This is a genomic window from Mesorhizobium robiniae (assembly GCF_040545535.1).
Taxonomy (GTDB): Bacteria; Pseudomonadota; Alphaproteobacteria; order Rhizobiales; family Rhizobiaceae; genus Mesorhizobium; species Mesorhizobium robiniae.
In genome coordinates this window covers 134,805-153,557 of the sequence record NZ_JBEPMC010000003.1, presented here as the reverse complement: position 1 = coordinate 153,557, position 18,753 = coordinate 134,805, and the positions used below count along the sequence as shown (strand labels likewise).

Sequence of the window (18,753 nt, the reverse complement as noted above, 5' to 3'; positions counted from 1 at the left end):
GAGCCTATCATGGCTTGGGGTTATTTCTAGACTACGAGATCTGCGGCCGCGGCCTGGTCACTGGCCGGGTAGATTGCAGGATGCTGGTGGAGGCACTTCTCATGGACGCAACCTTGGACGTAGCACCGTCCCGGCGCGACTACAGCCTGATTGGCCGCGACGCCAAGCTCGCCGTCGACAACGGGCTGGCGGCGGCCGAATGGTATCATACCGACGTGCCCCGCAAGCAGATGAAGGCGCTGATGCAGCGCTCCGATGGCCCGGCGATCCGCGACACCATCATCTGGCTCGGCGCCCTGATCCTGAGCGGAGCAGGCGGCGCCTGGTTCTGGGGCACCTGGTGGTGCGTGCCGTTTTTCTTCGTCTATGGCGTCCTTTACGGCTCTTCCACCGATTCACGCTGGCACGAATGCGGTCACGGCACCGCGTTCAGGACGCAGTGGATGAATGACGTGATCTATCAGCTCGCCTGCTTCATGATCATGCGCAACCCGGTGACCTGGCGGTGGAGCCACACGCGGCACCATACCGACACGATCATCGTCGGCCGCGACCCGGAGATCGCGGTGATGCGCCCGCCGGATCTGTTGCGCGTCGTGCTCAATTTCTTCGGCATTCTCGATGCCTGGCATGCCATGAGCGACATGCTGCGCAATGCGGCCGGCATCATCAGCCCGGCGGAAAAGACCTTCATTCCCGAGCAGGAGCAACCGAAGGCAATCCGCATTGCCCGCATCTGGACCGCGATCTATGCCGGGACCATCGCGCTGGCACTTTATAGCGGCTCGTTCCTGCCCTTGATGCTGGTCGGGCTGCCCAGGCTTTACGGCGCCTGGCATCATGTCATGACCGGCCTGCTGCAGCATGGCGGCCTCGCCGAAAATGTCATCGACCATCGCCTCAACAGCCGCACGGTCTACATGAACCCGATCAGCCGCTTCATTTACTGGAACATGAACTACCACGTCGAGCATCACATGTTCCCGATGGTGCCCTATCATGCGCTGCCCAGGCTGCATGAGCTGATCAAGCACGACCTGCCGGCGCCGACACCGTCGATCCTGGCCGGCTATCGCGAGATGGTGCCTGCCTTCCTGCGCCAGCTGCGCAATGAAGACTATTTCCTCAGGCGCGAACTGCCGCCGACCGCGAAGCCCTATCGCGAGGAATTCCACAACGATAACGATGCTGTCGCGGCAGCAGCGGAATGATATGCGCCCATACCAGGCAACATGCCGGGCAAGTTGACCAAGCAAAAAACCATCGGGAGGATTGATGAACGACTGGGTCGAGGCCTGTGATGCCGGAGACATCGATGAAGAGGACGTGATGCGGTTCGACCATGGCGGCCGCACCTTCGCCATCTATCGCAGCCCCGACGACGAATATTTCGCGACGGACGGCCTTTGCACGCATGAGAAGGTGCACCTGGCCGACGGGCTGGTGATGGACGACATCATCGAATGCCCGAAGCACAATGGCCGCTTCAACTACAAGACCGGTGCGGCCAGGGGTGCGCCGGTCTGCGTCAATCTGAAGACCTATCCGGTCAGGGTCGACGCCGGCAAAGTCCTGGTCCAGATCGGGTGACGGTGATGGCGAAAGGAATGGTCATCATCGGTGCCGGCGAATGCGGCGGGCGGGCTGCCTTGGCGCTGCGCGATCTCGGCTATGCTGGGCCGGTGACGCTGGTCGGCGACGAGCCGCATCTGCCCTATGAGCGGCCGCCGCTGTCGAAAGACGCGATGGCTAGCGATGCGCCGGTGATCAAGGCCATCGCCAGCGATGAGATCCTGGCCGAGAGATCGATCCGGCATATCCATTCGGTTCAGGCGGTGGCGATCGACCGCGCGGCGCATGTCGTGCGCCTGTCGGACGGCTCTGGCCTTCCATATGACAAGCTCTTGCTGGCGACGGGTTCTGTGCCGCGCAAGCTGCCGATGCCCGGCCTTGGCGCGCGCTGCGTCTATCTCCGGACCTTCAACGACGCGCTCGCCATTCGCGCCCATCTCCGCGCCGGAAACCGCATCGCCATCGTTGGCGGCGGCTTCATCGGTCTCGAACTCGCCGCTGCGGCGCGACGGCTGGGGGCCGCGGTCACCGTCATCGAGGCGCAGCCGCGCATCCTGATGCGCGGCGTGCCGGCCGAGATCGCCAAAGTCATCCACGAGGCGCATGAAGCCGAAGGCGTGAAAATCCTGTGCGGCGACGGCATCGCCGCGATCGCCGACGACGGCGCCGAGGTGCGCATCACGCTTGCCGGCGGACAGGATATCGTCGCCGATCTCGCGGTGATCGGCATCGGCGCCGTGCCGGTGACCGGACTTGCCGCGGAAGCGGGGCTAACGATCGATAACGGCATAGCAGTCGATGCCGAGCTTCGCACCGACGATCCGGACATCTTCGCCGCCGGCGATTGCTGCTCGTTTCCGCTTGGCGTCTATGGCGGCCGGCGTGTCCGGCTGGAAGCCTGGCGCAACGCGCAGGAACAGGGCGCGCTTGCTGCCAGGAACATGCTGGGCGCCGGCGAGGTCCATGCGGCCGTGCCGTGGTTCTGGTCGGATCAATACGGCCTGACCTTGCAGATCTCAGGGCTTTCCGATGAAGGCAGCACGGTCGTGCGCCGCGACCTCGACGATGGCGCCTTCATCCTGTTCCATCTCGCCGACGACGGCAGGCTGGTCGCGGCAAGCGGCATCGGCCCGGGCAACGCGGTCGCCCGCGACATAAGGCTGGCCGAGATGCTGATCGCCAAAAGGGCAAAGCCGGCGCCTGAGGCGCTCGGTTCGCAAACGGTCAAGCTGAAGTCGCTGCTGGCGGCGTGAGCCGTGGCGCCGATTGCCGAAAGCCAGCGCCGCCCCTCATCTGCCTGCCGGCATCTTCTCCCCGTATAGTGACGGGGAGAAGGACACTGTCGCTTAGGATTTCGCCAATCGCCAGCGCCGCAGAACGGCGTTGCAGCCGATGCCAGCGTTCTTTCTCCCCGTCACTATACGGGGAGAAATGCCCGGCAGGGCAATGAGGGGCAGCGCAGACGCCCGAAAGGGGCGACTTCGATCCGGCTCAAAATCCGAATCTCAACACGCTCTAAAACAGCGCCTTCAGCTCCGGCAATTTATCGTTGACCAGCCAGCCATAGTAATTTTCCTCGGGCAACTTCTCCGGCTCGCCCGCGGCGCGGCGCTTGTCGTTTTCGGCCTTCAGCGCATAGGCTCGCTGTTCCGGACTGCCGACATTGTAGAGCGTCGCTGTGATGCCGGGATTGGCCGAAATGTCGAAGCCGGCAATGCTCTCGTAGGCATCGATCGATTTCCGGATCGTCGCCGCGACATAGGACAAGGTGAGGTCCGGGTCCATGATGGTCTTGTAGACCCCGTTCGGATCGCCGACGTCGAGCTTCGGCAGGCCGGAGACCTGGTGCACGAGATCGCTCATCTGCAACGCGGTCAGCGGATTGAGTTGGCCGAGACCGAAGGTCTGGCCGGCATAATAGGGCTGGAAGAAGGTGGCACCGAAGCGGTCGTTGGGAAAGCTTGTCCCCCCGACATTCTTGCCGCGAAAGGACTGGTTCCAGACCTGCTCGCGGCACGCCCAAAGCGCGTAGCTGTCCGATTTGCCGGCGCATTTGGCAAATTGCGGCCGTTGCACGAAATCCGTGATGTCCTCGCCTTCATAGGCGAAGGACAGCTTGCTCGACAGATAGGAGATCGCCTTGACGTAGTAGGTCTGCAGCCGGTCGTAGGCGTCGACATTGTAGGTGTGCTCGCCGACGATGGCGCCGACGATGTGCATCGGATCGATGCCGTAGGTCGCCGCCGCTTGGCTGATCTTGCCGCGAAGACCGGCGTCGTGCTGCAGCAGCGCATAGACCTTGCGGTATTTCGCCTGGAAGGTGGTGCTGGTGGCCTGAGTGCGCCGGCTCGAGGCGCCCGGTATGTTGGGCTGCTCGGCATGGCGGTTGCCCGGCGGCACCATCGTCGCCGCTTGCGCGGCGAACATGGCTGTCGCCAGCGTCAGCCCGAGAATGACGAGAAAGAGTTTTTTCATGCGCCCGCCGCCTGTGACAGCGCATGACCCCGAAAACCGGAGCCGATTTTCGGGGTCATGCGCCAAATCGAGTGCTACAACGTCCGCTGCGCGTACAAGACGCTCGGCGCTGTAGTCGCCGGGCAAACTAGGTAAAGCTCCAGTTCGAGTCGAGAGCTCTTCGACAACAGAGACAAAAGGTGGCCAGATGCTTCCATTTGGCCACACACTGCAGACTGTCCGGAAATCTTCCCGCCGCCCGGTCCGTCTTACAGGATGAAACGCGACAGATCCGTGTTTCTGGACAGGTCGCCGACATGCTTTTGCACATAGGCGGCGTCGATGCTGACCGACGTTCCGTGGCGGTCCGGCGCGTCATAGGAGATCTCGTCCAGCACCCGCTCCATCACCGTCTGCAGCCGCCTGGCGCCGATGTTCTCGACGCTGGCGTTGAGATCGACGGCGATGCCGGCCAGCGAATCGATGGCGTCGTCGGTGAAGACCAGGTCGACGCCCTCCGTTTTCATCAGCGCGATGTACTGCTTGATCAGACTGGCTTCGGTCTCGGTCAGGATGCGCACGAAATCGTCCTTCTCCAGCGCCCGCAGCTCGACGCGGATCGGCAGACGGCCCTGCAGTTCCGGCAGCAGGTCCGACGGCTTGGCCACGTGGAACGCGCCCGATGCGATGAACAGGATGTGGTCGGTCTTCACCGGTCCGTATTTGGTCGCCACCGTGGTGCCTTCGACAAGCGGCAGCAGGTCGCGCTGCACGCCTTCGCGGGAGACACCGGCGCCCATGCCGCCCTCGCGCGAGGCGATCTTGTCGATCTCGTCGAGGAAGACGATGCCGTCGTTTTCGGTCGATTCGAGCGCTCTGCGCACCACCTCATCCTGGTCGAGCAGCTTGTCGGACTCGTCGCCGACCAGCAGCGCGTAGGATTCCTTCACCGTCGTCTTGCGCGTCTTCGTCTTCTGGCCGCCCATCGCTTTCGACAGCATGTCGTTGATGTTCAACACGCCGATATTGGCGCCCGGCATGCCGGGAATCTCGAAGCCGGGCATGCCGCCAGTGCCGGTGTCGGCCACTTCGATCTCGATCTCCTTGTCGTCAAGCTCGCCGTCGCGCAGCTTCTTGCGGAAGGAGTCGCGCGTGGCCGGGCTCGCCGTCTTGCCGACGAGCGCTTCCAGCACACGCTCCTCCGCATTGATATGGGCGCGCGCCTTGACGTCCTCGCGCATCTTCTCGCGCACCAGCCCGATGGCGATTTCGACCAGGTCGCGGATGATCTGCTCGACGTCGCGGCCGACATAGCCGACCTCGGTGAACTTGGTCGCTTCGACCTTGACGAACGGCGCACCGGCAAGGCGCGCCAGGCGGCGCGAGATCTCGGTCTTGCCGACGCCGGTCGGGCCGATCATCAGGATGTTCTTCGGCATCACCTCTTCACGCATCTGGCCTTCGAGCTGCTGGCGGCGCCAGCGGTTGCGCAAGGCGATGGCCACGGCGCGCTTGGCGTCTTTCTGGCCGATGATGAAGCGATCGAGTTCCGAAACGATTTCGCGGGGCGAGAATGTGCTCATATCCCTAAATTCCACTTTGCCACTGCCGGATGGACTCGAACGGATGCAGCAGCATGATCACGTTGAGCGTCAGATTGTCCCGGATGATGTAGCCGACACCGAATTCGAAGATGACAGCCAGGGCCACGATCACCCATATAGGTAGCTTGCGCGCCATCACAAATCCCAACACCATCGCCAGCGTGTCCGCCGCCGAATTGATGATGCTGTCGCCGTAATAATCGAGCGAAATCGTGCCGGCGCGGTAGCGCTCGATAATCAAAGGGCTGTTCTCGAGAAGTTCCCAGCCGCCCTCTATGGCGACCGCAAATGCCAGCCTGAGCCCGACCGGCGAGCGCGGGAACAGAAACCACGCCAACGCGTAGAACAGGAAGCCATGGATGATGTGCGAGAATGTGTACCAGTCGGAAATATGTTGGGAATTCTCCGAGCTCTGCACGATGCCGTGCCACAGCTTGACATAGCCGCATGTGCAGATCGGCGTTCGGCCCATGCCGTAAAGGGCTCCAGCCTGGAATATGATCAGTCCGAGGACGAGCAGAAGCCCCATCCGCCAGCTGTCTTCATAGGCCGAGACGGGTTTGTCGGCGCCGGTTGTGCTCATGCTGTTTACTGCCCCTCTTCGGCGTCAATTGCCATCAGCACGGCGTCGCCATATTCCGATTGCCTGCGATCGATAGTTCTGAAACCGGCCTTTTCATAGGCGCGGATCGCTCGTCCGTTGGCCGGATCCGGGTCGATGATGACACGCGGCACCCCTTCCTCGAACAGCTGTTCCACGAACTGCCGGACAATTGCCGAGCCGTGGCCGCGTCCGACAAGCTCAGGCCTGCCGATCGACAGATCGATGCCGAGCGTGCCAAACGGCTGATCGCTATAGGGATGGCCATCCTCCAGATGCGGGTCGTAGCTCTGCAGATAGCCGATCGGCTCGCCATCGAGCTCGATGATCAGCGGTTCGACGGAAATCGAGTCGATGTGTTCGCGGATCTGGGCGATCTCCGTCTCTGGATCATCCCACCACGCTGCGACATGCGGCTCGGCCAGCCATGCCGCGATCATCGGCAGGTCCGCCTCCGTCACCGGCCGAAAATCATATCTATTCTCTTGTTTGGCCATGATCTCCCCCCGAACCGGAGGTCAGCGAAGCAAAAACCGGTTTCCACTTTTCGGGATCATGGCCTAGGGCCGGATCAGCCGGCATCGAGCGTTTCGATGACGAAGTTGTTGTTGGTGTAGACGCAAATGTCGGATGCGATCTGCATCGCCTTGCGGGCGATCTCCTCGGCATCCTTGTCGCTGTCCATGAGCGCCCGCGCCGCGGCCAGCGCGTAATTGCCGCCCGAGCCAATCGCCATGACGCCATATTCCGGTTCGAGCACGTCGCCGGTGCCGGTCAGCGCCAGCGAGACCGACTTGTCGGCGACCAGCATCATCGCTTCCAGCCGGCGCAGATAGCGATCGGTGCGCCAGTCCTTGGCAAGTTCGACGCAAGCCCGCGTCAGTTGCTCCGGATATTGTTCGAGTTTGGCTTCCAGCCGCTCCAGAAGGGTGAAGGCGTCGGCGGTGGCGCCGGCGAAACCGGCGATGACGTTGCCGCCCTTGCCGATGCGGCGCACCTTCTTGGCGTTGCCCTTCATGATGGTCTGGCCGAGACTGACCTGGCCGTCGCCGGCGATGACCACCTTGCTGCCCTTGCGCACCGTCACGATGGTCGTGGCGTGCATGGTCAGATTATCAGACATTTCCTGCTCCGATCAGCACCGATCCAAGAAGGCGATTGGCGCGTTACGAGTGACTTGATCGGCCATATGTATGCATAGGTCCGATGATTGCAAACCGGTCATCCGCTAGGCTCGATACCGCCTGGCATGGCAACTGGCAATCGCCGGATCATGCTGCTAGAAGGCTCTCGTTTTTCAAGCAAGTGATCGCTTGGACTGAACTCTGGACAAGGATGAGGTCATGCCGCCCCGTTCCGCCAACGCAAGCCGCAAGACTGGGGAAACCGACATTTCAGTGTCGGTTCAGGTCGACGGCTCGGGAAAATCCGATATTTCGACGGGCGTCGGCTTCTTCGATCATATGCTGGACCAGCTTTCGCGCCATTCGCTGATCGACATGACGGTCAAGGCCAAGGGCGATCTGCACATAGACGACCACCACACGGTCGAGGACATCGGCATCGCGCTCGGCCAGGCACTGGCCAAGGCGCTGGGCGAGCGGCGCGGCATCATGCGCTATGCCTCGATCGATCTCGCCATGGACGAGACGCTGACGCGGGCGGCGATCGATGTTTCCGGCCGTCCCTTCCTTGTCTGGAACGTTGCGTTCTCATCGCCGAAGATCGGCACGTTCGATACCGAACTGGTGCGCGAATTCTTCCAGGCCCTGGCGCAGAATGCCGGCATCACGTTGCATGTCACCAACCACTACGGTGCCAACAATCACCATATCGCCGAAACCTGCTTCAAGGCCGTGGCGCGTGCGCTGCGTTTCGCGCTTGAAAGCGACCCGCGCCAGCCGCACGCGGTTCCTTCCACCAAGGGATCTCTGAAGGGATAAATCATGGCCATCTATGTCGTGATGGAACCGCCCGGCCGCGCCGAAAAGTCTGATATGACGGCCTTTATCCGGGATGGTTTTTCCTGGCTCGGCTTCCTCGTTCCGCCGCTGTGGCTGCTTTGGCACCGGTTATGGATCGAGGCAGCCTTGGCCTTTGTCGCCATGGCTCTCCTTTCGGTGCTTGCCGAAGCATTGAGCCTTGGGCTGGCCGGCCCGCTGCTGTCGCTGCTCGTATCGCTCTATGTCGGGCTGGAAGGGCAGGCCCTGCGGATTGCCGCACTGCGCCGTCGTGGCTGGCATGAATGGGGCGTGGTCGAGGCCGACAGGCTCGACGATGCCGATACGCGCTATGTGCTGGAAGCCGAAACGCATCCGGACGAGCAAGCGCCCGCGCCACGCATCGTCCCGGATGCCGCCCATGCGCGGCCAGCGCAGATGGGCATCGCGCTAGGGCTGAACCACACGCCGGGAAGACCCTGACATGCGGGTCGCGATCATCGACTATGGTTCGGGCAATCTGCGCTCGGCCACCAAGGCCTTCGAGCGCGCCGCGCACGAAGCCGGCATCGCCGCCGCCATCGACCTGACCGCCGATGCCGAGCGCGTCAGAACCGCCGACCGCATCGTCCTGCCCGGCGTCGGCGCCTATGCCGATTGCGCCGCCGGGCTGCGCGCTGTGCCGGGTATGTGGGAAGCGGTGGAGGAGGTCGCGATCGTCAAGCGGCGGCCGTTCCTAGGCATCTGCGTCGGCATGCAGCTGATGTCGGAGCGAGGTCTGGAAAAGACCGTTACAAAAGGCTTTGGCTGGATTGCCGGCGACGTCAGGGAGATCACCCCGGCCGATCCTGCGCTTAAGATCCCGCAGATCGGCTGGAACACGATCGAGCTCAAGCGCAAGCATCCGCTGTTTTCCGGCATTCCGACCGGCGCCAAGGGATTGCATGCCTATTTCGTCCACTCCTACCATCTCGACGCCAGGAAACCCGACGATGTGCTGGCGATTGCCGACTATGGCGGTCCGGTGACGGCCGCTGTCAGCAGTGACAATCTCGCCGGCACGCAGTTCCATCCCGAAAAGAGCCAGGCGCTTGGCCTGGCGCTGATCACCAATTTCCTGCGCTGGAAGCCCTGAAGGAGAAAATCATGAGCAAGAAGGGCTACTGGATGGCGATGGTCGATGTCCGCGACCCTGAGATCTACAAGCAGTATATCGAGGCGAACGCGGCGGCTTTTGCGAAATACGGCGCGAAATTTGCCGTGCGGGCCGGGCGCCATGCGAACCCGGAAGGGCCGACAGGCAATCGCCACGTGCTGGTGGAGTTCGAGTCCTACGATAAAGCGATCGAGTGCTACGAATCGCCTGAATACCAGGAGGCCGTGAAATACAGGCTTGCCGCCTCGACTGGCCACTTCGTCATCGTCGAAGGCGCCTGAACGGTGATCCTGTTCCCGGCCATCGATCTCAAGGACGGCAAGTGCGTGCGCCTGAAGCACGGCGATATGGCGACCGCGACGATCTACAATGACGATCCGGCCGCGCAAGCCAGAGCCTTCGAAGAACAAGGCTTCGAGTGGCTGCATGTCGTCGACCTCAACGGCGCGTTCAAAGGTCAAAGCGTCAACGGCGCGGCGGTCGGCGCCATCCTCAAGGCGACGAAGAACCCGGTGCAGCTCGGCGGCGGCATCCGCACGCTGGCGCAGATCGAGGACTGGCTCGACCGTGGGCTGGCCCGCATCATTCTCGGCACTGTGGCCGTGCGCGATCCCGATCTGGTCAGGCAGGCCTGCAAGGCGTTCCCGGGCAAGATCGCCGTCGGCATCGACGCCAAGGGCGGCAAGGTGGCGGTCGAGGGCTGGGCCGAGGCCTCAAGCCTCGGCGTTATCGAACTGGCGAAGAAGTTCGAGGGCGCCGGCGTCGCCGCCATCATCTACACCGACATCGACCGCGACGGCGTGCTGACCGGCATCAACTGGGACGCCACGATCGGTCTCGCCGAAGCGGTGTCGATCCCGGTCATCGCCTCGGGAGGTCTGGCCTCGATCACCGACATCGTGCGCATGACCATGCCCGATGCGCAAAAACTCGAAGGCGCGATCTCGGGCCGCGCGCTTTACGACGGGCGTATCGACCCGGCCGAGGCACTGGCGATCCTGGCGGCCGGATCTGAGAAGGCGAGGGCGCGATGAAACTCACGATCATCCTCGCCCCCTATGACAGCGGCCTTTACCATTCCGGTTTTGGCCAGGGCCCCGACGCCATTATTGCCGGCGGTCTCGTCGATGAGCTTGCCTTGCGCGGCCACGATGTCGTCGTCGAGGATATCGGCGAGGTCGGCGATGCCCAGAGACGCGAAATCGCAACAGGCTTCGCGGTTTGCCGGGCAGTCGCCACCAAGGTCGAACTGGCGCGCGACGATGAGCGTTTCCCCATCGTGCTCACTGGAAATTGCCTGACCGCCGCCGGTGCGGTGGCCGGCGACGCCGCGGATTCGATCATCTGGATCGATCAGCATGGCGACCTCAACACGCCCGAGACCTCCGCCTACGGCTTCCTCGACGGCATGGCGCTGGCGACGACGCTGGGTCTCTGCTGGCGCCCGATGGCAGCCACGATTCCCGGCTTCCAGGCGATAGATCCGTCCCGGTGCATGCTGGTCGATGCGCGCGACCTCGATCCCGACGAAAAGCGCCTGCTGGACACATTGCCTGTCATTCGCACCCAATGTGCCGATGCGCTCGACAGTGTCGGAAGGCTGAAAGCAGCCGGCGCCGTTCAGGCACATCTGCATCTGGATCTGGACGTCCACGACCCGCATTTGCTGCAAGTGAACCGCTATACGCAGCCAGGAGGCCCAAGCCCGGATCAACTGCGGCGACTCGTTTGCGGGCTGGCCAGGTCGATCCCGATTGCTGGCGTCACCCTGTCCGCTTACGACCCGGCATTTGACGCCAAGGGCGAGGTTCCGCCTGTCGTCGGTCAATTGCTTGGCGATTTTCTTGCCGCCCGTGAGAGGATCTGATGCTGAAAGCCCGCGTCATCCCCTGTCTCGACGTCAAGAACGGCCGTGTCGTCAAAGGCGTCAACTTCGTCGACCTGGTCGATGCCGGCGATCCGGTCGAGGCGGCAAAAGCCTATGACGCCGCTGGCGCCGACGAGCTCTGCTTCCTCGACATCACCGCTTCGTCCGACAACCGCGAGACGATCTTCGACATTGTCGCCCGCACCGCCGAACAATGCTTCATGCCGCTGACCGTCGGCGGCGGCGTGCGCCAGGTCGCCGACATAAGAAAGCTGCTTTTGGCCGGCGCCGACAAGGTGTCGATCAACACGGCGGCCGTGAAGAATCCTGATTTCGTCGCCGAGGCGGCCGACAAATTCGGCAACCAGTGCATCGTTGTCGCCATCGACGCCAAGAAAGTATCCGGTGAAGGCGAGGCCGACCGCTGGCAGATTTTCACCCATGGCGGCCGCGAAAAGACCGGCATCGACGCGGTCGAATTCGCTCGGCAGATGGTCGATCGCGGCGCCGGCGAGATCCTGCTGACGTCGATGGACCGCGACGGCACCAAGGCCGGCTACGACCTTGCCCTGACCCGCGCGATCGCCGACGCCGTGCGTGCGCCGGTCATCGCCTCCGGCGGCGTCGGCACGCTCGATCACCTGGTCGAGGGCATTCGCGACGGCCATGCCGGTGCGGTGCTGGCGGCATCGATTTTCCATTTCGGCACGTACAGCATTGCCGAGGCCAAGGCACATATGGCCGGCGCCGGGCTGCCGATGCGACTGGACTCAACGGGTGATCGGCTCTAAGCATAATCGCGCAAACTGGGAACCGGTTCTCGAAAAAGATCATGCTTAAACAAGCAGATAGATGGCGCCATGACTGAGTTCTCGCTCTCCGACCTCGAGTCGGTCATCAGGGAGCGCGCGCATTCCGGCGATCCGGATTCGTGGACGGCAAAGCTGTTCGCCCGCGGCATCGACAAGGCGGCGCAGAAGCTTGGCGAAGAGGCGGTCGAAACGGTAATCGCAGCCGTTGGCGGGGACAGGCAAGCCCTCGTTTCGGAAAGCGCCGATCTCATCTATCATTGGCTGGTCGTTCTGGGTGTCGCCGGCATTCCGCTTGCCGATGTCCTGACCGAACTCGAGCGCCGCACCAGTCGTTCGGGCATCGCCGAAAAGGCGTCTCGGCAGGACCGGGGCTGATCGCTGCGGAAGGAAACTCGATGGACCAGCTCGCCCCCACCGAGAAGTATTCGCCCTTTCGTTTTTTCTCGGCCGAGCAATGGTCTCAGTTCCGCGCCGACACGCCGATGACGCTGGGCGAGGACGAGATCCATCGCCTGCGCTCGCTCAACGATCCGGTCGACCTCGAAGAGGTCAAGCGCATCTATCTTTCGCTGTCTCGCCTCTTATCGGCCCATGTCGAGGCCAGCCAATTGCTGTTCAGGCAACGCCAGGCCTTCTTCAACGCATTGGATATCGTCAAAACGCCCTTCATTATCGGCATTGCCGGCTCTGTCGCAGTCGGCAAATCGACCACCGCGCGCGTGCTCAAGGAATTGCTGGCGCGCTGGCCGTCGAGCCCCAAGGTCGATCTGATCACCACCGACGGCTTCCTGCTTCCCAACGAAATCCTGCGCCGCAACAATCTGATGGAACGCAAGGGCTTTCCCGACAGCTATGATGTCGGCGCCCTGCTGCGTTTCCTGTCGGGCATCAAGTCGGCGCAGCGCAATGTCCGCGCGCCTGTTTATTCGCACCTGACCTACGACGTCATTCCCGGTGAGTTCCAGACCATCGACCGGCCGGACATATTGATCTTCGAAGGCATCAATGTCCTTCAGCCTGGCAAGCTGCCGAAGGACGGCAAGATCGTGCCTTTCCTGTCGGATTTCTTCGACTTCGCCATCTATATAGATGCCGAAGAGGCACTGATCCATCACTGGTACATCGCCCGCTTCATGCGGCTGCGCGAAACCGCCTTCCGCGACCCGGCCTCCTTCTTCCACCGTTATTCGCAGCTTTCCGAGGACTCGGCCCGCGCCATTGCCGAGGGCCTATGGGCCAACATCAATCTGAAGAACTTGCGCGAGAACATCCTGCCGACCAGGGCCCGGGCCGATCTCATCTTGCGCAAGGGCGCCAACCATCTGGTCGAGGAGGTGGCGCTCAGGAAGCTGTAACGAAGCGGTTAACGGCGCTTTAGGCAGTATCCGCTATCGTTCGTTGCCAATCCCAGAGCAATTGCCGGGAGCAGCCGGTGATCATCATGCCTGCATTGCGCCTGCCCGACATTTCCGCCTGGCGCAGCACACTCGCCCCGCGCCGGCTTCTCAAATTCGCCTCGGTGGGGCTTGCGGCCACCATCCTCTATGCGCTTTGTGCCGGCCTTTTCGCCAGCGCCGGGTCAAGATACCTGTCGCCGGCCCTGGCCTCCGTCGCCGCCTACGCGATTGCAGCCATATTCTCCTATCTCGGCCACAAGTTCTTCACGTTCATGTCGGCCGGCTCGCATCAATTCGAAGCGCCGCGCTTCGCTGTGCTGACCGGATTCGGTCTTGCCGCCGCCTATCTCCTTCCGATGGTCCTCGTCGGACAGTTCGGCCTGCCTGTCGCAATTCCGATACTGCTTACTTGCATCCTCATTCCCGTCGTCAACTTTGTCGTTCTCGACCGCTGGATCTTTTCCGGCCGTTCAGCGGCGGGCCTCGACCGGTGACCCCAAAACGGATGCCGGTTTGGCAAAATCCGATGTTTAACCAAAGGCTTGAAGGTCCGCCTCCCGGCCAGGATATGTCACCCGCCGCAGCGTCAGATTGATCCGCCCGCCATTCCTGAGCAGCGCCGAGGTCGACGGATAGATGCGATCGACGCCGTGAAAACAGAGACGGCCTTCGCCGCCAAGCACGACGACGTCGCCGCTTTTCAGCTTGAATGATTTGGTGCCGCCTTCGCGCGTGCTCTGGCCGACCCTGAACAGGCAATCGTCGCCCAGCGAAACGGAGACGACCGGTGCGGAGAAATCCTCCTCGTCGCGGTCCTGGTGAAGGCCCATCTTCGCGTCCGGTGAATAGAAATTGACCAGGCAGGCCTGCGGCGGATGCGGATAGGCGGACACGTCCCGCCACAGCTCCAGCAGCACGTCCGGGATCGGTGGCCAGGGCGTTCCGGTCACCGGGTGCGTCGGCTGGTAGCGATAGCCGCGCTCCTTGTCGGTGACCCAGCCAAGCGAACCGCAATTGGTCATGCGCACGCTCATTTCCTTGCCGGTGCGCGGCATGGCCGGCACAAACAACGGCGCCTCCTGCACGACCCGTCTCACATCCTCGACCAGCGCCTCCTGCGCTGCGCGGGACAGATAGCCTGGCATGTGGCGGACGCCTTTGGGCAGAACGAGCATCAGTCTGGTCGCTTCATCAGCTTCATCAGGCAGACAATGCCACCAACAAACAAAAACGGCGACCCGAAAGCCGCCGTTCTTGTCCTTGGATGGCAATCGCCAGCTTAAGGTGTGGTGAGATTCAGGTCAGGCCGAGCCGAAAATGGTGGTTTCCGAGAACCGGAGCGGAGCGTACTTAAGTACGTGAGCACCGGAAGCGCAGGAAACCGCCGTTTGCAGGCCGGCATCACCTGAATATCAACATACCTTAGTCGAGGTCCGGTATGCGCAGGACTTGCCCCGGATAGATCTTATCGGGGTGGGTCAGCATCGGCTTGTTGGCCTCGAAGATGATATTGTTCTTCGCGCCCTTGCCCTTGCCATAGCTCTTTTCAGCGATCTTCCAGAGGTTGTCGCCCTTCTTGACCGTATAAAAGGTCGGTTCCTTGGCCGGCGTTGCGGGTGCGCCGGATTCGGGTGTGGCGACCTGCAATTCGTCCGCTTGCACCTTGGAGACGCCGAGTGTGTTGCCGACGGCGACGACCGCCTTTTCGAAGATCGATTGATCCTTGACCACGCCTTTTAGGACGGCCGTATCGCCCTTGACGACGACTTCCACATTGTCGGTGCCGAGCGCATGCGAATCGAGCTCCTTCTTGAGCGTATCGGCGGTCGGCTCCGGCTCATCGTCGCCGATGCCGAGCTTCTTGCCGACACCCTTGACGAAATCAAATATGCCCATCTGTGGTCTCCCTTGCTCTGACGAATACCGAACTTGCCATTTGCAACCTTGAATTGGAAGCCGCTTCGTTCGCGCAATCCATGTCGCGCCTAGTCGTTCTCTACCCGGCCGCGCAGCTTCTTGATCGTGCCGCGCCCAGCCTTAGTCTTCAGCCGCCTTTCTACCGCGCCTTTCGACGGCCTCGTCTTCTTGCGCGGCGGTGGTGGTGGTTCGGCGGCCTTGGCGACCAGTGCCGTAAGCCGCGCCCGCGCATCCGCCCGGTTCTGCTCTTGGGTGCGGAAACGTCCGGCTTCAATGACGATGACGCCGTCCTTGGTGGCGCGCTGGCCGGCCAGCTTTATGGTTCGCTCGCGCACGCGTTCAGACAGGCCCGGCGCATTCGCCGCATCAAAGCGCAATTGCACCGCCGTCGCCACTTTGTTGACGTTCTGGCCGCCAGGGCCGGACGAGCGGATGAAGTCCTCATGCAGGTCATCCGGATGGATCACCGCACCGTCGGCAATGATGATCTTGTCGTCAGCGTTCATGCCCCAGTCATGGCGCGGTGGACGAAAAAAGGAAAGGCCCAATCCCGGGGTCGGGTCTTCCCGATCCCCCCCGGGGTCGGGTCTTCCCGATCCCCAGGTCGGCCTTCCCCCCGGTCGAGCTTTCCCGATCCCGGATCGGGCCCTGAGAAGATATTACCCGCGATTATTCCGCGGCTTCGCGCATGCGCGGCGCGGCGCCGAGTACGACGGCGTCGACATGAGGTTCGAATTTTTCGAAATTGACGGCGAACATGCCGACCAGCCTCGCCGCCTGCAGGTCATAGGCCGATGTGTCGGCCCAGGTCGATCTCGGATCGAGAATGGCGCGGTCGATGCCCGCAACCGCTATCGGCACATCGAAGCCAAAATTGGCGTCGGTCCGGAAATCGGCGCCTTTCAGCGAGCCGTCGAGCGCCGCCGCAAGCAGCGCCCGCGTCGCCTTGATCGGCATCCGCCTGCCGGTGCCGTAGGCGCCGCCGGTCCAGCCGGTGTTGACCAGCCAGCAATCGACACCGTGATGGTCGATCAGCTCGCGCAGCAGATTGCCGTATTCCGACGGATGGCGCGGCATGAACGGTGCGCCGAAACAGGTTGAAAACGTCGCTTCGGGTTCGGTGACGCCCTTTTCCGTCCCTGCCACCTTGGCGGTGTAGCCGGAGAGGAAATGATACATCGCCTGCGCCGGGGTGAGCCGTGCGATCGGCGGCATCACGCCGAATGCGTCGGCGGTCAGCATGATGATGTTTTTCGGGTGACCGGCGCGGCCCGTTTTGCTGGCGTTGGGGATGAAATGCAGCGGATAGGCGCAGCGCGTGTTTTCAGTGAGGCTGCCGTCGTCGAAGTCCGGCATGCGGCCGGCGTCGAGCACCACATTCTCCAGCACCGTGCCGAAGCGTTGGGTGGTGGCGAAGATCTCCGGCTCGGCCTCGGCCGAAAGCTTGATCGTCTTGGCATAGCAGCCGCCTTCGAAATTGAAGATGCCGTGCGGACCCCAGCCGTGCTCGTCGTCGCCGACCAGCGTGCGCGACGGATCGGCCGACAGCGTCGTCTTGCCGGTTCCCGAGAGGCCGAAGAAGATCGCCGTATCGCCGCCGGCGCCCTCATTGGCCGAGCAATGCATCGGCATCACGCCCTTCGCCGGCAACAGGTAGTTGAGCACGGTGAACACCGACTTCTTCATTTCGCCGGCATAGGAGGTGCCGCCGATCAGCACGATCATGCGCGAGAGATCGACGGCGATCACCGTTTCGGTGCGGGTGCCGTGGCGGACCGGATCGGCGCGGAACGACGGCAGGTCGATGATCGTCATTTCGGGCACGAAATGCTCGAGCTCGGCGGCTTCCGGACGAATGAGCAAATTTCGGATGAACAAGGAGTGCCAGGCAAGCTCCGTGACGACCCTGGTCGTCAGCCTCAAATCGTCATCGGCACCGCCGATCAGATCCTGCACATAGAGGTCCTTGTCAGCCGCATGGGCGCGAAAATCGGCCAGCAGTGCGTCGAACTGGGTCGGCGAAATCGCCTTGTTATTGTCCCACCACACATGCGGCCCGGTGGTCTCGTCGCGCACGACGAACTTGTCCTTGGGCGAGCGGCCGGTGTGCTGTCCGGTCTCGGCGACGAGCGCGCCATGGGCGGTGAGGCGGGCCTCGCCGCGGCGGATCGCTTCTTCGTAAAGGACGGCCTCGCCGAAATTATAGCGCACAGCGCCCGTCGTTTTCAGGCCGATCCGATCGATCGCCCATGTGGGATTGCGTTTGCCGGCTTCCGACATGAGGGTCCCTTCTTCGATTTGAGCATCCTGGCCGGCGAATTTCCGGAGCCCCCACTGAGGAGACTGTAAGCGTCAGAACCAGAAAAGCCAAATGATATCAAACAATTAATCGATTTAAATATTTTGAAAGTTGTTTAAATCGTTTATATGTGCAAAAAAACAGGCGGTTGCCCAAAGGATTGGCGGTCTTTATCAGTCCAATCGATATCGAGGTGAGATTGTGGCCGCCGGCATGCCGCTCGTGACAGCGGACGAAGCCTATGCCACATTTTGTACCTAATTTGTCCTGCAAAAGCCCCTTCTCGACCAAAGAAGGGACAGCTCATGAGGGAGCCACTTGAAATGGCAACAATCGCGCTTGTCGACGACGATCGCAACATTCTGACTTCGGTGTCGATCGCCCTTGAATCGGAGGGGTATCGCGTCGAAACCTACACGGATGGGGCATCGGCGCTGGAAGGCCTGGCGGCTCGCCCGCCGAATCTCGCCATCCTCGACATCAAGATGCCGCGCATGGACGGCATGGAACTGCTGCGCCGGATGCGGCAGAAATCCGATCTGCCGGTGATCTTCCTGACGTCCAAGGACGACGAAATCGACGAGCTTTTCGGCCTCAAGATGGGCGCCGACGATTTCATCCGCAAACCCTTCTCGCAGCGTCTTCTGGTCGAGCGGGTCCGTGCGGTGCTGCGCCGTGCCAGTACCCGCGAGGCGTCGGCCAAGACGCCAAACCAGCAGGCCCGTTCCCTTGAGCGCGGCCAGCTTGTCATGGACCAGGAGCGTCACACCTGCACCTGGAAGGGCGAGCCGGTAACGCTTACCGTCACCGAGTTCCTGATCCTGCATTCTCTGGCCCAGCGTCCCGGTGTGGTAAAAAGCCGTGATGCGCTTATGGATTCGGCCTATGATGAGCAGGTCTATGTCGATGACCGCACCATCGACAGTCACATCAAGCGGCTTCGCAAGAAGTTCAAGGCCGTCGATGATGACTTCGAGATGATCGAAACCCTTTACGGAGTCGGATACCGGTTCCGCGAAGCGTAAATAGGCAATAGGCAGTAGGGAATAGTCGGTAGTCAGTTTTGAATGGTGCGAACGGCCACTCAGCACCGTCGCGATTACCCAACCATTTCTCTATTCCCTACTGCCTACT

The 18,753-nt window shown here is 62.1% G+C and carries 23 protein-coding genes; 14 read left to right on the top strand and 9 right to left on the bottom strand.

What is annotated here, in order from left to right; all coding sequences use genetic code 11:
* Positions 1-101: 101 nt before the first annotated feature.
* The 3 genes from ABID19_RS08830 to ABID19_RS08820 all read left to right on the top strand — a co-directional run bounded on the left by ABID19_RS08830 (position 102) and on the right by ABID19_RS08820 (position 2,825).
* Positions 102-1,211 carry a fatty acid desaturase family protein gene (locus ABID19_RS08830; protein WP_352926864.1) on the top strand — a complete coding sequence of 370 codons (1,110 nt, stop codon included), beginning with the start codon at positions 102-104 and terminating at the stop codon, positions 1,209-1,211.
* 64 nt (positions 1,212-1,275) lie between these two features.
* Positions 1,276-1,590, top strand: coding sequence for a MocE family 2Fe-2S type ferredoxin (locus ABID19_RS08825; RefSeq protein WP_354489743.1), 315 nt, complete (start codon positions 1,276-1,278; stop codon positions 1,588-1,590).
* Between the two features lie 5 nt (positions 1,591-1,595).
* The gene (locus tag ABID19_RS08820) at positions 1,596-2,825 is read left to right on the top strand and encodes an NAD(P)/FAD-dependent oxidoreductase (protein ID WP_354489740.1); all 1,230 of its coding nucleotides are present in this window, start codon (positions 1,596-1,598) and stop codon (positions 2,823-2,825) included.
* A 262-nt stretch (positions 2,826-3,087) separates the two neighbouring features.
* Here ABID19_RS08820 and ABID19_RS08815 read toward each other — a convergent pair whose 3' ends face one another.
* The 5 genes from ABID19_RS08815 to hslV form a co-directional block, all read right to left on the bottom strand.
* On the bottom strand, positions 3,088-4,047 hold the full coding sequence (locus tag ABID19_RS08815; RefSeq protein ID WP_354489738.1) for a DUF1402 family protein: 960 nt from the start codon (positions 4,045-4,047) through the stop codon (positions 3,088-3,090).
* 248 nt (positions 4,048-4,295) lie between these two features.
* Positions 4,296-5,609, bottom strand: coding sequence for an ATP-dependent protease ATPase subunit HslU (hslU, locus tag ABID19_RS08810; RefSeq protein WP_354489736.1), 1,314 nt, complete (start codon positions 5,607-5,609; stop codon positions 4,296-4,298).
* 4 nt (positions 5,610-5,613) lie between these two features.
* Positions 5,614-6,213 (bottom strand): DUF2585 domain-containing protein, encoded by a 600-nt coding sequence (locus tag ABID19_RS08805; protein WP_354489735.1) that lies wholly within the window; start codon positions 6,211-6,213, stop codon positions 5,614-5,616.
* A gap of 5 nt (positions 6,214-6,218) precedes the next feature.
* Positions 6,219-6,728: a GNAT family N-acetyltransferase gene (locus ABID19_RS08800; RefSeq protein ID WP_354489733.1), complete on the bottom strand. Its 510-nt coding sequence runs from the start codon at positions 6,726-6,728 to the stop codon at positions 6,219-6,221.
* 74 nt (positions 6,729-6,802) lie between these two features.
* The gene (gene hslV / locus ABID19_RS08795; protein WP_354489732.1) at positions 6,803-7,354 is read right to left on the bottom strand and encodes an ATP-dependent protease subunit HslV; all 552 of its coding nucleotides are present in this window, start codon (positions 7,352-7,354) and stop codon (positions 6,803-6,805) included.
* 220 nt (positions 7,355-7,574) lie between these two features.
* Here hslV and hisB point away from each other — a divergent pair, with 220 nt between their 5' ends.
* The 10 genes from hisB (at position 7,575) to ABID19_RS08745 (ending at position 13,897) form a co-directional block, all read left to right on the top strand.
* Positions 7,575-8,174, top strand: a complete 600-nt coding sequence (gene hisB / locus ABID19_RS08790) for an imidazoleglycerol-phosphate dehydratase HisB (RefSeq protein ID WP_354489730.1) — start codon at positions 7,575-7,577, stop codon at positions 8,172-8,174.
* 3 nt (positions 8,175-8,177) lie between these two features.
* Positions 8,178-8,654, top strand: coding sequence for a DUF2628 domain-containing protein (locus tag ABID19_RS08785; protein ID WP_292505698.1), 477 nt, complete (start codon positions 8,178-8,180; stop codon positions 8,652-8,654).
* Position 8,655: 1 nt separating this feature from the next.
* The gene (gene hisH / locus ABID19_RS08780) at positions 8,656-9,306 is read left to right on the top strand and encodes an imidazole glycerol phosphate synthase subunit HisH (protein WP_354489728.1); all 651 of its coding nucleotides are present in this window, start codon (positions 8,656-8,658) and stop codon (positions 9,304-9,306) included.
* Between the two features lie 11 nt (positions 9,307-9,317).
* On the top strand, positions 9,318-9,608 hold the full coding sequence (locus ABID19_RS08775) for a DUF1330 domain-containing protein (RefSeq protein ID WP_354489727.1): 291 nt from the start codon (positions 9,318-9,320) through the stop codon (positions 9,606-9,608).
* Between the two features lie 3 nt (positions 9,609-9,611).
* Complete coding sequence (gene hisA, locus ABID19_RS08770) at positions 9,612-10,361, top strand: 1-(5-phosphoribosyl)-5-[(5-phosphoribosylamino)methylideneamino]imidazole-4-carboxamide isomerase (protein ID WP_354489725.1); 750 nt, start codon at positions 9,612-9,614, stop codon at positions 10,359-10,361.
* Positions 10,358-11,194, top strand: coding sequence for an arginase family protein (locus tag ABID19_RS08765; RefSeq protein WP_354489724.1), 837 nt, complete (start codon positions 10,358-10,360; stop codon positions 11,192-11,194). Before hisA ends, ABID19_RS08765 begins: the two co-directional genes overlap by 4 nt.
* A complete protein-coding gene (hisF, locus tag ABID19_RS08760; protein ID WP_354490649.1) occupies positions 11,191-11,985 on the top strand; it encodes an imidazole glycerol phosphate synthase subunit HisF in 795 nt (264 codons plus the stop codon). The genes ABID19_RS08765 and hisF overlap by 4 nt, the downstream gene beginning before the upstream one ends.
* Before the next feature lie 69 nt (positions 11,986-12,054).
* A complete protein-coding gene (locus ABID19_RS08755; protein WP_354489723.1) occupies positions 12,055-12,381 on the top strand; it encodes a phosphoribosyl-ATP diphosphatase in 327 nt (108 codons plus the stop codon).
* A gap of 20 nt (positions 12,382-12,401) precedes the next feature.
* On the top strand, positions 12,402-13,361 hold the full coding sequence (gene coaA / locus ABID19_RS08750; protein WP_354489722.1) for a type I pantothenate kinase: 960 nt from the start codon (positions 12,402-12,404) through the stop codon (positions 13,359-13,361).
* An 86-nt stretch (positions 13,362-13,447) separates the two neighbouring features.
* Positions 13,448-13,897 (top strand): GtrA family protein, encoded by a 450-nt coding sequence (locus ABID19_RS08745; RefSeq protein ID WP_354490648.1) that lies wholly within the window; start codon positions 13,448-13,450, stop codon positions 13,895-13,897.
* A 36-nt stretch (positions 13,898-13,933) separates the two neighbouring features.
* On the opposite strand, the gene ABID19_RS08740 is transcribed toward ABID19_RS08745, so the two are convergent.
* The 4 genes from ABID19_RS08740 to ABID19_RS08725 form a co-directional block, all read right to left on the bottom strand.
* Positions 13,934-14,578, bottom strand: coding sequence for an alpha-ketoglutarate-dependent dioxygenase AlkB family protein (locus ABID19_RS08740; RefSeq protein WP_354489720.1), 645 nt, complete (start codon positions 14,576-14,578; stop codon positions 13,934-13,936).
* A gap of 247 nt (positions 14,579-14,825) precedes the next feature.
* On the bottom strand, positions 14,826-15,299 hold the full coding sequence (gene lysM / locus ABID19_RS08735; RefSeq protein WP_354489718.1) for a peptidoglycan-binding protein LysM: 474 nt from the start codon (positions 15,297-15,299) through the stop codon (positions 14,826-14,828).
* Positions 15,300-15,388: 89 nt separating this feature from the next.
* Positions 15,389-15,826 (bottom strand): alternative ribosome rescue aminoacyl-tRNA hydrolase ArfB, encoded by a 438-nt coding sequence (gene arfB / locus ABID19_RS08730; RefSeq protein WP_354489716.1) that lies wholly within the window; start codon positions 15,824-15,826, stop codon positions 15,389-15,391.
* A gap of 163 nt (positions 15,827-15,989) precedes the next feature.
* Complete coding sequence (locus ABID19_RS08725; protein WP_354489714.1) at positions 15,990-17,600, bottom strand: phosphoenolpyruvate carboxykinase; 1,611 nt, start codon at positions 17,598-17,600, stop codon at positions 15,990-15,992.
* A gap of 342 nt (positions 17,601-17,942) precedes the next feature.
* On the opposite strand from ABID19_RS08725, the gene ABID19_RS08720 reads away from it, so the two are divergent.
* Positions 17,943-18,644 (top strand): response regulator transcription factor, encoded by a 702-nt coding sequence (locus ABID19_RS08720; RefSeq protein WP_354489712.1) that lies wholly within the window; start codon positions 17,943-17,945, stop codon positions 18,642-18,644.
* Positions 18,645-18,753 lie beyond the last annotated feature (109 nt).